This is a genomic window from Terrihabitans soli, from assembly GCF_014191545.1.
Taxonomy (GTDB): Bacteria; Pseudomonadota; Alphaproteobacteria; order Rhizobiales; family Methylopilaceae; genus Flaviflagellibacter; species Flaviflagellibacter soli.
In genome coordinates, this window is the sequence record NZ_AP023361.1 from 757,644 (window position 1) to 769,723 (window position 12,080).

Genomic DNA, 12,080 nt, shown 5'->3' on the forward strand with positions numbered 1-12,080 from the left:
GCCGCCTTCCATGCGGTTTCTTGCAATCTCCTGCGTCTTATGTGGAATCGCGGGCAACCCGCAGGATTTCCAAACTCGATGATCGACAAGCTCGAATTCATTCTGGCGCTCGCCCGCGAGCGGCATTTCGGCCGCGCCGCCGAGGCCTGTGGCGTCACCCAGCCGACCCTGTCGGCCGGGCTGAAGCAGCTTGAAGACATGCTGGGGGTCAGACTTGTCGATCGCGGATCGCGCTTTCAGGGCTTCACCGCCGAGGGCGAGCGCGTGCTCGACTGGGCCCGCCGCATTGTCGGCGATAGCCGTGCTTTGCGGCAGGAGATCAACGCTCTGAAAAAGGGCCTTTCCGGCCATTTGCGCATCGCCGCCATCCCGACGGCCCTCAATATGGTGGCGGCGCTAACCACGCCGTTCCGGGCGCGCCATCCCAATGTCAGTTTCAACATTGTCTCGCGGACGTCGCTGTCGATCCTGACCCAGATCGAAAATCTCGATGTCGATGTCGGTATCACCTATGTCGAGAACGAGCCGCTCGGCCGCGTCAAAACCTTCCCGCTCTATCAGGAGGAGTATCTGCTTCTCACCGGCCGGGAAGGGCCGCTCGGCAAGAAGGCCAAGGCCACCTGGAAAGAAGCTGCAAAACTTCCGCTCTGCCTGTTGTCGCCGGACATGCAGAATCGCCGGATCATCGACCGGCTGCTCGCCCAGGCTGGCGATGCGACACCCCCGACGCTGGAATCCGACTCCGCCACGGCCCTGGTCGCCCATGTCCGGACCGGTGCCTGGTCGAGCATCGTGCCCCGCCAGTTCGCCGAATTGTTCGACCTCGAAAACGTTCACGCCGTTCCGCTCGTTGAGCCGCAAGTCTCTCAAACTGTTGGGATTGTCGTCGCCGAGCGCGATCCGATGACGCCCCTGATCGCGGCCTTTCTGAGCGAAGCCCGCCTGTTTGCGCCGGAGCTGGGCAGCAAGGGCTGACGATAGACTTTATCTATCGGGAAACGAGACCGCTTTATTGAACTATTCCAGTTCCTGTTACATTCTTTGGAGTATATCCAAAGAGAGTGCAGGATTTTGCAATGTCCCACTTCGAACCGTGGTCTGCCGAGCGCGCCGCGGCAATAATCAAAGACTTTCAAGGCGTTGACGGCGCAACGCTGCCGATCCTGCACGACATTCAGCACGCATTCGGTTTTGTGCCCGACGCCGCGATCCCGATGATCGCCGAGGCCCTCAATCTCTCGCGGGCGGAAGTCTTCGGCACGGTCACCTTTTACCACGAGTTCCGCCGCGAACTTCCGGGCCGTCACGTCCTCAAGCTGTGCCAGGCGGAAGCCTGCCAGTCGAACGGCTCGGACGCCCTGCGCGAACGCGCCGAAAAGCGTCTTGGCGTGAAACTCGGCGAGACGACGCCGGACCGTCGCGTGACGATTGAACCGATCTATTGCCTTGGCCTGTGCGCCAACGGCCCGTCCGCACAACTCGACGACCGCATGGTCGGCCGCGTGACGGAAGCCAAGCTCGACGCCCTCTTGTCCGAGGCGCAGTCATGACCATCAAGATTTACGTTCCGATCGATGTCGCTGCGCTCGCTTGCGGCGCCGACGAGGTCGTGCTCGCCATTCAGACCGAAGCGCTGAAGCGGGGACTGCCCGTTGAGATCGTGCGCAACGGTTCGCGCGGCCTGCTGTGGCTGGAGCCGATGGTCGAGGTCGAAACGCCGAAAGGCCGTGTCGCCTATGGTCCGGTCGAAGCGTCGGATGTGAAGGCGCTGTTCGACGACGGCTTTCATGAGGGCAAGGGCAAGCACAAGCTCCATATCGGTCTCATCGACCAGCATCCCTACCTCAAGAACCAGCAGCGCCTGACCTTTGCGCGCTGCGGCATCACCGATCCGCGTTCTCTCGAGGCCTATAAGGCGCTCGGCGGCTATAAGGGCCTCGAGAAAGCGATCAAGCTCGGTCCGAAAGATACGGTCGAAGAGGTCTTCAATTCGGGCCTGCGCGGTCGCGGCGGCGCCGGTTTCCCGACCGGCATCAAATGGCGCACGGTCGCGGCGGCAAAGGCCGACCGTAAATACGTCGTCATCAATGCCGACGAAGGCGATAGCGGCACCTTCTCCGATCGCATGATCATGGAAGGCGATCCCTTCGTGCTCATCGAGGGCATGACGATCTGCGGCATGGCTGTGGGCGCCACCTATGGCTATGTCTATGTCCGCTCGGAATATCCGCACGCCATCAAGGCGCTGAACGATTGCATCGCGATCGCGCGCAAGGCCGGCCTGCTCGGCAAGAAAGTGATGGGCTCGTCCTACGACTTCGATATGGAAGTCCGCATGGGGGCGGGCGCCTATGTCTGCGGCGAGGAAACCTCGCTCCTGGAATCGCTCGAAGGCAAGCGCGGCCTGGTTCGCGCCAAGCCGCCGCTGCCCGCCCTTGTCGGCGCGTTCGGCAAGCCGACCGTCATCAACAATGTCATGTCCATGGCATCGGTGCCGATCATCCTGTCGGAGGGCGGTAAGTACTATGCCGATTTCGGCATGGGCCGGTCGCGCGGCACGATGCCCGTCCAGCTCGCCGGCAATCTGAAATATGGCGGTCTCGTCGAGATCGCCTTCGGCTGCACTCTCGGCTCGCTGGTCTATGACTATGGCGGTGGCACGGCTTCGGGCCGTCCGGAACGCGCCGTGCAGGTCGGCGGTCCGCTCGGCGCCTATCTGCCCACTTCGCTGTGGGAGACGCTGTTCGACTACGAGGAATTCGCCAAGATCGGCGCCGGCGTCGGCCATGGCGGCATCGTGCTGTTCGACGACACGGTCGACATGCTGAAAATGGCGCGCTTTGCGATGGAGTTCTGCGCCATTGAGAGCTGCGGCAAGTGCACGCCCTGCCGCATCGGTTCGACCCGCGGCGCCGAGACTTTCGACAAGATCCGCGCCGGCATCGATGTCGAGAAGAATCTCGCGCTCATCGGCGATCTCAGCGAGACCATGCGTCTCGGTTCGCTCTGCGCCCTTGGCGGCATGACGCCGTTCCCGGTCGATAGCGCCATGAAATATTTCCCTGAGGACTTCCGCCGCGGGCAGAAGCTCCAGGCTGCGGAATAAGAGGAGAGAAGGCCATGTCACTCGTTGAGGAAATCGACTACGGGACGCCCCGGTCGCGTTCCGAAAATATGGTCACGCTGACCATTGACGGGTTTGAAGTGACGGTGCCGGAAGGCACCTCGATCATGCGCGCCGCGATGGAGGTCGGAACGAAGATTCCGAAGCTCTGCGCGACCGACATGCTCGAAAGCTTCGGCTCCTGCCGTCTCTGCCTGATCGAGATCGAAGGCCGCGCGGGAACGCCCGCATCGTGCACGACGCCCGTCGCGCCTGGCATCAAGGTCGTCACGATGTCCGACCGCCTGCAGCGCCTGCGCAAGGGTGTGATGGAACTCTACATCTCCGACCATCCGCTCGACTGTCTGACCTGCTCGGCGAACGGCGATTGCGAACTTCAGGATATGGCCGGTGCCGTCGGTCTGCGCGATGTGCGCTTCGGCATGGATAATTACAGCCATTTCGACAAGAAGTCCGATCTCTATATGGAGAAGGACGAGTCGAACCCGTACTTCACCTACGAGCCGTCGAAGTGCATCGTCTGCAATCGCTGCGTCCGCGCCTGCGAAGAAGTGCAGGGCACCTTCGCGCTGACGATTTCCGGCCGCGGCTTCAACAGCCGCGTGTCGCCCGGCATGCAGGAGCCTTTCCTGCAGTCCGAATGCGTCTCCTGCGGCGCCTGCGTGCAGGCCTGCCCGACCGCGACGCTGAACGAGAAGGCTGTCATCGAAATCGGTACTCCCGAACATTCGGTCGTGACGACCTGCGCCTATTGCGGTGTCGGCTGTTCCTTCAAGGCCGAAATGGCCGGCTCCAAGCTGGTGCGCATGGTGCCGTGGAAAGACGGCAAGGCGAATGAGGGCCATTCCTGCGTGAAGGGCCGTTTCGCATTCGGCTATTCCACGCACAAGGACCGCATCCTGAAGCCGATGATTCGCGCCAAGATCACCGATCCGTGGAAGGAAGTGTCCTGGGAAGAGGCGATCAATCACGCGGCCTCCGAGTTCAAGCGCATCCAGGCGACCTATGGCCGAGACTCGGTCGGCGGCATCACCTCCTCGCGCTGCACGAACGAGGAGACCTATCTCGTTCAGAAGCTCATCCGCGCCGGGTTCGGCAACAACAATGTCGATACCTGCGCTCGTGTCTGCCACTCGCCGACCGGCTATGGCCTGAGCGTCACGCTCGGCACCTCCGCCGGCACGCAGGACTTCAAATCGGTCGAACAGGCCGATGTCATCATGGTCATCGGCGCCAACCCGACCGACGGCCATCCGGTGTTCGCCTCGCGCATGAAGCATCGCCTCCGCCAGGGTGCGAAGCTCATCGTCGCCGACCCGCGCCGCATCGATCTCGTGAAGTCCCCGCACATCGCCGCCGATTTCCATCTTCCGCTGAAGCCCGGCACGAATGTCGCGTTCATCAATTCGATGGCGCATGTCATCGTGACGGAGGGGCTGATCGACGAGAAATATGTCCGCGAGCGCTGCGAAATCGCCGATTTCGAAAGCTGGGCGCGGATGGTCGCCGACGAGAAATACTCACCCGAGAACATGGAGCAGTACACCGGTATTCCGGCGGCCAATCTCCGTGGTGCGGCGCGTCTTTACGCCACCGGCGGCAATGCAGCCATCTATTACGGCCTTGGCGTCACCGAGCACAGCCAGGGCTCGACCATGGTGATGGGCATGGCGAACCTTGCCATGGCCACCGGCAATATCGGCAAGGAAGGCGCCGGCGTGAATCCGCTGCGCGGCCAGAACAATGTGCAGGGCTCGTGCGATATGGGCTCGTTCCCGCACGAACTGCCGGGCTATCGCCACGTCTCCGACGATGCGACGCGTGAAATGTTCGAAAGCCTGTGGGGCCGTCCGCTCTCCAACGAGCCGGGCCTGCGCATTCCGAACATGCTCGACGAGGCCATCGGCGGCCGGTTCAAGGGCATCTACATCCAGGGCGAAGACATCGTTCAGTCCGATCCGGACGCCCAGCACGTGGCGGGCGGTCTGTCGGCGATGGAATGCGTCGTGGTGCAGGATCTCTTCATCTGCGAGACGGCGAAATATGCGCATGTCTTCCTGCCGGGTTCGTCCTTCCTCGAAAAGGACGGCACATTCACCAATGCCGAGCGGCGCATCAGCCGCGTCCGCAAGGTGGTGACCCCGATGGCCGGCTATGCCGACTGGGAAGTCACGCTCATGCTGGCCAAGGCGCTCGGCTATGAGATGAATTACAGCCACCCGTCCGAGATCATGGATGAGATCGCGCGTCTGACGCCGACCTTCACCAATGTCTCGTTCGATCTGCTTGAAAAGGTCGGCTCGGTTCAGTGGCCGTGCAACGAGGCGGCGCCGCTCGGCACGCCGATGATGCATGTCGATCGCTTCGTCCGCGGCAAGGGCAAGTTCATGCTCACCGAATATGTGCCGACCGAGGAGCGCACGACGCACAAATTCCCGCTCATCCTCACGACGGGCCGTATCCTTGCCCACTACAATGTCGGCGCCCAGACGCGGCGTACCGATAACGTGGCTTGGCATCCGGAAGACGTGCTGGAGATTCATCCCTTCGACGCGGAAAACCGCGGCCTTCGCGATGGAGATCTTGTGGCGATCCAGAGCCGCGTCGGCGAAGTGTCTTTGCGCGCCAAGATCACCGACCGCATGCAGCCGGGCGTCGTCTACACCACGTTCCATCACCCGGTGACGGGCGCGAACGTGATTACGACCGATTACTCCGACTGGGCGACCAACTGCCCCGAATACAAGGTGACCGCCGTTGAGGTCCGCAAGACCAACGGTCCCTCGTACTGGCAGGAGAAGTTCCTGGAAGAAGAAATCTCGCTCACCCGTATTCTCGACGCGGCGGAGTAAGACATGGCCGGCGACAACACAAAGACGCTGGTTCGCATGGCGAACCAGATTGCCGACTTCTTCGCTCCCTATTCGGGCGAGCAATGCGTGTCGGGCGTCCAGACTCATATCAAGAAGTTCTGGTCGCCGGTGATGCGACGCGATCTTGCGGCGCATATCGAGCATGGCGGCGAGGGCCTGCGCCCGGCGGTGATCGAAGCCTTCCATCGTATGACTCAGTCGCAGACGGCCAGCCCGACCCATAAGGGCGTGCCGAGCCCCTCCGAAACCGGCCAGATGGCCAGCGACGCGGGCTGATCCGCGCGAGGCGGCGATGGCCGATTTTGACGATTGGGACAAGAACGAGCAGGGCCATTTGAAGCTGTGGCCCTTTCTCGGTTTCACGACGGCCGTCTTCGCCAATGAGCGCGGCGGGCTTCGGCTTGAAGTCGGTGCACCGCCCAAGCCCGGCCAGCCCACGGCCGCCGTGCAGGTGGCTTTCAGCGAACGCGAACTGCGTCAGCTCGCCGAAGCGCTGACCGATGTTGCCAACCGTCTGGCGGCGTCAAAGAAAGAAGGCGGCCATGCCTAATCCGATCGAGCGCGTAAGGCGCACGGTATGGAAGGGCGACAGCTTCACGGTTGCCGAGCGCCCGATTCCGAACGAGGTGGCAATCGCCATTACCTATGGCGGCTCGACGCAGGCCGTGATGATGGCAACGCCCGCGGATTTTGAGGACTTTGCCGTCGGCTTCAGCACCACCGAGGGCCTGATCCGGACACCGAAAGACATTACCTCGCTCGAGGTCATCGAGGAGGCGGAAGGCGTCGAGCTGCGCATGTGGCTCGTGCCCGAACTTGCCGAGACCTATTCGCGACGGAGGCGCCTACTTGCCGGTCCCACGGGCTGCGGGCTGTGCGGCATCGAAAGCCTGACGGAAGCGGTGAAGGCGCCGGCGGCGGTTTCGGCGGCCGGGCATCTAAGACCGCAAGACATTGTTGCCGCCATGGCCGCGCTTCCCGCCCGGCAGGTGTTGAACGAAGAAGCCCGCGCCATCCATGCCGCCGGCTTCTGGACACCGGGCGAGGGGCTTGTTGCCGTGCGCGAGGATGTCGGCCGTCATAACGCGCTCGACAAGCTGGTCGGACATCTGGTGCGCTCGGAGCGCTCGGCCAAAGACGGTCTTATCGTACTTACGAGCCGCGTCTCGGTCGAGATGGTGCAGAAGGCGGCCGCCATTGGCGCGCCGGTCATTGCCGCCGTCTCGGCGCCGACGGCGCTTGCGGTGAAAATGGCGGAGGAAGCGGGGATCACTTTGATCGCGATTGCCCGCGGCGACAGTTTCGAAGTCTTCACCCATGCCGGGCGCATCGGCTCAGGGGCAGCCTCAAGCGCCGCCTGAGGGCAGTTATCGGCGTTTGATTGCGATCAATGCATCAGCCCGGGCGGTGCTTGAAAATGGCCTTCTCGCACGGAGAAGGGCCATGCCTCTCGAAACCAAGATCGTTCTCGCCGTCGTACTTTCGGCGTTCTTCTTTTTCGCTTTCATTCTCGAACGGGCCAGCCGTCAGACGCAGAAAATTCTGCGGGAGAAAGAAAAGCGCGCCTGATTATTTGTAGATGATCAGGGCGCGCTTGCGCAGATCGGCGACAAATTTATCGAGTTCGGCTTTGCCGGTTTCCTGCGCGAGTTCACTCTGAACTTCGTTTCGCAGGGCAGAATCGTCAGCCACTTCCTGCTTGTCGCAGATCACGATGACTTCGACGCCGTTCGGCGTCGTATCGGGCTTCGTCGTCTGGCCGATCTTCATCGCCGCCAGCTGATCGCGAAAATCTCCCGGCAGCTGGGCACTCATGCGTGTCACCGGCGGTTTCACCGCCGTCTCACGCAGTTCCTTGGCGAGATTGATCGCCTGCGCGCAATCGGTCACGCGGCGGCGGAAGCCCTCGGCTTCGCTCTTGCGTTGATTGATCTGCGCCGGGCTCGCCGTTTTCTGCGTGATGAAGATGATCTGCTGGATGTTGTAGCGGTAGGCGGCGCCTTCGCCTCCGGTCTTCTTCGCGGTGATCCCGGCGGCGATTTCCTTTTCGCTGACGCCGGTCGCGGTGCGCGACAGCATGCCCATCATCTTACGCTGCAAAAGCGTCGCACGGATCTCGGCCTTGAAGGCGCGTGTCGACGCGCCGGTCTGCGCCAGAGCCTGGCCGAGCTGCTCGGGGCTTAGCTTGGCGTTGGCGCCGATGGCGTTGAAGCGGGCATCGACTTCGGTGTCGGCGATCTTGATCTGGCGGCGGGACGCTTCGGCAAATAGCAGCTGCTGGTCGATGAGCTGGTCGAGCGCCGCGCGCGCGGCGATATCCTGCTTCTTCATCAGACGGATGACGGCGCGCCGCTCGGCGACCTCGGTCGAGGTGATCGGGGTATTGTTGACGAGCGCGACAATCGAGGTTTGCGCCGCAGCGCTCCCCGAGCCGAGGCCCGTCGCCGTCAGCAGTATGATCGCCCCGAGCCAGAAAGCGGCGCGGCGGCGGAGGCCGTTGATAGTGATGCTCATAAGTTCCAGTCCCGTGCGGCTCCTGCACCCCTCTAGACGGATGCAACATCACCGAGATTTTGGCAATTCGGGGGTCGCGCCGCCCAAAACCTTTGTGGGGAGAGATTAACGGGAATTTTTAACGGGCGGGGGCACCGGAAGGGCCGCCGAACAGCCAGCCGAGCCCCAGGCGGCTGCGCGCCTGCCGGTGCGGCTCCGGATAGAGCTCCGGCCCGGCCGAGGCGGTTTTGGGGTCCTGGCGGGCTGCGGCCTCGCCCAGAGCCCGGACCGCCGGGTCAGGGTGCTGTCTGAGGGAAGGAATAATGGCGGCTACGAACTCATCGTCGCCTTCTTCGATGGAGCGGGCGAGCCAGACCAGCGCCTGGTCGATATCGCCGTCATCGGCAAGGACCCGGCCAAGATTGAACTGCCCCCAGCAATCGCCGGCCTCGGCGGCCTTGCGGAACCAACCGATGGCATTGTCGACGCTTTTGGGCATCTCCCAGCCTTCTTCGCAGAAGCGGCCGACAACATTCATGCTTTTGGCATGGCCGGCCTTGGCGGCGACAAGATGCCAGCCCAGACCCTCGCGGCGCTCGGCCGGGCTCGGCTGTCCGGCGAGAAGGATCTGACCAAGATTGTACTGGGCGGACGCATAGTTCTTCCGGGACGCCTGACGGTAATAGGAGGCGGCGTTGTGCCGGTTCACCGGCACGCCCCAGCCGAATTCGTGGCAGCGGCCCAGCATATTGATGGCTTCCGGATCGCCGGTTTCGGCCGCGACCGCAAACCACCGGCAGGCCGAAGCCTGATCGACCGGCACGCCATGACCGTGCAGCAGCATGCGCGCAAAGGTCAGCTGGGCGGAGAGCAGTCCGTATTTGGCAGCGGATTCAACAAGCCGCGCACCAATCTGCGGGCTCTTCTCGACGAGAGCCCGCAATTCATCGCCGGATACGGCGCGCAATTCGTCAGCGGATTTCGGACGCGCGAAAACCATTTGAATTCAAATCCGGACTTGGAAGGGGCACTGACGGCCGCCGTCTACGCCGGCGATAAGCAGGGTGATACGCAACTGCATGATGGTGGCCCGTTCGGTCCGCGATCACTAACTCAGAGCACCGTACCCGCAGACATCGCGAAGAAAAAGACTTGACGATGCACTATCGCATTGCGGATACGCGCGATGCCGCGCGTCCGGCCGCCATCTGCGTGGAATTTCATGCTGTTGTCGCAATACGTGAATGCTGAACAAAATTTGTGCAAGCACGTATGTACCCAGCGCTTCCAGAGCCCCGGAACGATCCGGTGGCGGCAAAGCGGCCCGTTAAGGATTCCTGCTTAGCGGAAATTGATCGGGACGCCCAAATTTATCGGCGCCGGAATGCCTTCCGGGATCGGCGGAAGTCCGGCGCTGGCCACCGTCGTGCGTGCGGCGCTGTCGAGGACGGCGGCGCCTGACGAGCGGGAGAGGCGAAGTCCGGTTATGTCGCCCGAGCGGGTGATGGTGAAGGCGACATAGGCGATGCCTTTGCCTCCGCCGGACGGAATTTTCTTGTTGCGCTCAATGGCGGATCGCACGCGAGCGAGATAGGCGTTGATCTCGCTCGGGCTGGCGCTCGCGCCGCGGCCTGAGACTTCTGATTTCGTCGTCGCGGCAGCAGCGGCGGCCGGGCTCGGCGTGACGGCCTGAGGCGTCGGCTTTTTCTTTTTTTCCTTCTGCTGTTTCGGCGCGATAATGACTTCGGCCTCCTCGGCCTTCGGCACTTCCGCGACTTCCTCTTTGATCAGCGGCTCGGGCGCCGGCTCGACCTCCTCGACAACCTCTTCCTCCTTCGTCGGCTCTTCGGGAGGCGTCGGCGGTTGCGGCGTCTGCGGCACCAATTCCTTGGTAACGCCGGCTTGATCGGCGCTGGCCTGCGAATAGGCGGCGGCAAGATCGATCGTGATGGTCATCTCGCCGGGGGGAGCGAGAGGCTCCGGCGGTTCCCAATAGACGAGGCTAAGTGCGGTCGAGGCATGCAGCAGCACGGCGGCGCCGAAAGCCACACCGAGACGCACGCGATCGCGGCGGACAAGCCGCTCTTCCAGGGCATGGGGTGAGGTTTCGAGGACGCGCCGTCCCGCTTTGCTCACGGTGTTGCCGGCTCCGCGGGAGTGACGGCCGACGGCGGGATCGGCGGATGCTGGTCCGGCATCGGCGAAGCCGGTGCCGCCGCGGCAGGCGCACTATTGGTCTCGCCGGCGGGAGCCGGGGTGAGCGGAGTGGGCACCGCCTGAGCTGCGCCGGGAGCTTTTTCGGCGATCAGAGAAACCTTACGGAAGCCGGCGCTCGAAATCTGGCCCATGACTTCCATCAGGCGGCCATACTGGATTTCCTTGTCGCCGCGCACGAGGACAACCTGTTCGGCATCCTGCGTGGCAAGTCCCGTCAGGCGCTCGACGATCGCCGTTTCCGCCAGCTCTTCCTTGTCGAGGAAGACTTTGCCTTCCTTATCGATGGAGACGACGATCGGCTCTTTCGGCTCCTGGGCTTTTGCGGCGGCGCTTTTGGGCAGTTGCAGCGGCACGCCGACTGTCATCAGCGGTGCGGCCACCATAAAGACGATGAGCAGCACCAGCATGACGTCGACAAGCGGCGTAACATTGATGTCGGAGATCGGACGGAATCCGTCCTCTTCGTCCCAGCCGCCCCCGCCGGTGAACGAAGCGCCCATTATTCCGCCGCCTCTGCCCGGACGCGGCTCACCGGATCGCGCGACAGACGATTGCCGACATCGGCGATGACGGCATTGGTCCGATAGGCGATGCGGCCAAGATCGACGCTGAATTTATTGTAGGCCATGACGGCGGGAATGGCGGCGACGAGGCCGATGGCGGTCGCAAACAGAGCCTCCGCAATGCCGGGCGCGACGACCGCGAGGCTGGTGTCCTGGCTTTCGGCGATGGCCGAGAAGGAATTCATGATGCCCCACACCGTGCCGAACAGGCCGATAAAGGGCGCCGCCGAGCCGATGGTTGCGAGGAAGGGCAGGCCGATTTCGGCGCGGCGCAGGCGCATGGTCATAGCCAGCTTCATGGCGCGCTCGATGCGGTCGCGGCGCTCGGCGCGGCTTTCGCTCTTGTCGCTGTCACGCCAGGCGGCAAGCCCGGCCGTCATGATGCTCTGCGGAAGATCGCCCTTGATGTCGGAGAAGCCTTCGTCCGAGCGGTTCGCCTTTTCGAAGCGGCGGACCTGACTGCGCATGGCGGTGAGGCGGAACAGCTTTTCGATGATGATCGTCCAGCAGACGAGCGAGGCGAGGGCAAGCACCGCCATCACCGATTTGACGATGAGATCCGCCTGCATAAACAGGCTCATAAAAGAGAGATCATGCCCGCCGGTCATCGCCGACCCCGTATCGCAAAAGGAATGTCGAAGGAGCCCGCAACGCTCCGCGCCTTCTTCCAACATCGCACGCCAATTAAGTCAACATAGCCGCGTTCGATTGGAATTAGAAAAGCTCAAATCTATCAGCGTTTTAGGTGATGCGTCCGCAGCCTAATCAGGGATGCCGGGCAGAGTGATGGGAAGTGCAAAAGCTTACCCC

The 12,080-nt window shown here is 62.8% G+C and carries 12 protein-coding genes and 1 pseudogene; 8 read left to right on the forward strand and 5 right to left on the reverse strand.

Annotated elements, in window-relative coordinates:
* Positions 1-78 precede the first annotated feature (78 nt).
* From IZ6_RS03980 to IZ6_RS16020, 8 genes are all read left to right on the forward strand, one after another.
* Positions 79-975 (forward strand): LysR family transcriptional regulator, encoded by an 897-nt coding sequence (locus IZ6_RS03980; RefSeq protein ID WP_222876717.1) that lies wholly within the window; start codon positions 79-81, stop codon positions 973-975.
* A 101-nt stretch (positions 976-1,076) separates the two neighbouring features.
* A complete protein-coding gene (locus tag IZ6_RS03985; protein ID WP_222876718.1) occupies positions 1,077-1,550 on the forward strand; it encodes a formate dehydrogenase subunit gamma in 474 nt (157 codons plus the stop codon).
* Positions 1,547-3,106 (forward strand): formate dehydrogenase beta subunit, encoded by a 1,560-nt coding sequence (locus IZ6_RS03990; protein WP_222876719.1) that lies wholly within the window; start codon positions 1,547-1,549, stop codon positions 3,104-3,106. Before IZ6_RS03985 ends, IZ6_RS03990 begins: the two co-directional genes overlap by 4 nt.
* A gap of 14 nt (positions 3,107-3,120) precedes the next feature.
* The gene (gene fdhF, locus IZ6_RS03995; RefSeq protein WP_222876720.1) at positions 3,121-5,976 is read left to right on the forward strand and encodes a formate dehydrogenase subunit alpha; all 2,856 of its coding nucleotides are present in this window, start codon (positions 3,121-3,123) and stop codon (positions 5,974-5,976) included.
* A gap of 3 nt (positions 5,977-5,979) precedes the next feature.
* Positions 5,980-6,273 carry a formate dehydrogenase subunit delta gene (locus IZ6_RS04000; RefSeq protein ID WP_222876721.1) on the forward strand — a complete coding sequence of 98 codons (294 nt, stop codon included), beginning with the start codon at positions 5,980-5,982 and terminating at the stop codon, positions 6,271-6,273.
* A gap of 16 nt (positions 6,274-6,289) precedes the next feature.
* Positions 6,290-6,547 carry a hypothetical protein gene (locus IZ6_RS04005; protein WP_222876722.1) on the forward strand — a complete coding sequence of 86 codons (258 nt, stop codon included), beginning with the start codon at positions 6,290-6,292 and terminating at the stop codon, positions 6,545-6,547.
* Positions 6,540-7,358, forward strand: coding sequence for a formate dehydrogenase accessory sulfurtransferase FdhD (gene fdhD / locus IZ6_RS04010; protein WP_222876723.1), 819 nt, complete (start codon positions 6,540-6,542; stop codon positions 7,356-7,358). The genes IZ6_RS04005 and fdhD overlap by 8 nt, the downstream gene beginning before the upstream one ends.
* A gap of 82 nt (positions 7,359-7,440) precedes the next feature.
* A complete protein-coding gene (locus IZ6_RS16020; RefSeq protein ID WP_263971505.1) occupies positions 7,441-7,566 on the forward strand; it encodes a hypothetical protein in 126 nt (41 codons plus the stop codon).
* Here IZ6_RS16020 and IZ6_RS04015 read toward each other — a convergent pair whose 3' ends face one another.
* The 5 genes and pseudogenes from IZ6_RS04015 to IZ6_RS04035 all read right to left on the reverse strand — a co-directional run bounded on the left by IZ6_RS04015 (position 7,567) and on the right by IZ6_RS04035 (position 11,851).
* Positions 7,567-8,511, reverse strand: coding sequence for a peptidylprolyl isomerase (locus IZ6_RS04015; RefSeq protein ID WP_222876724.1), 945 nt, complete (start codon positions 8,509-8,511; stop codon positions 7,567-7,569).
* A gap of 118 nt (positions 8,512-8,629) precedes the next feature.
* Complete coding sequence (locus IZ6_RS04020) at positions 8,630-9,490, reverse strand: tetratricopeptide repeat protein (RefSeq protein WP_222876725.1); 861 nt, start codon at positions 9,488-9,490, stop codon at positions 8,630-8,632.
* Positions 9,491-9,831: 341 nt separating this feature from the next.
* Positions 9,832-10,626 (reverse strand): energy transducer TonB, encoded by a 795-nt coding sequence (locus IZ6_RS04025; protein WP_222876726.1) that lies wholly within the window; start codon positions 10,624-10,626, stop codon positions 9,832-9,834.
* A 125-nt stretch (positions 10,627-10,751) separates the two neighbouring features.
* Positions 10,752-11,207: pseudogene (gene tolR / locus IZ6_RS04030) on the reverse strand (protein TolR); the annotation flags it as partial.
* A complete protein-coding gene (locus tag IZ6_RS04035; RefSeq protein WP_225873993.1) occupies positions 11,207-11,851 on the reverse strand; it encodes a MotA/TolQ/ExbB proton channel family protein in 645 nt (214 codons plus the stop codon). The gene IZ6_RS04035 and the pseudogene tolR, both read right to left, overlap by 1 nt.
* Between the last annotated feature and the right edge of the window lie 229 nt (positions 11,852-12,080).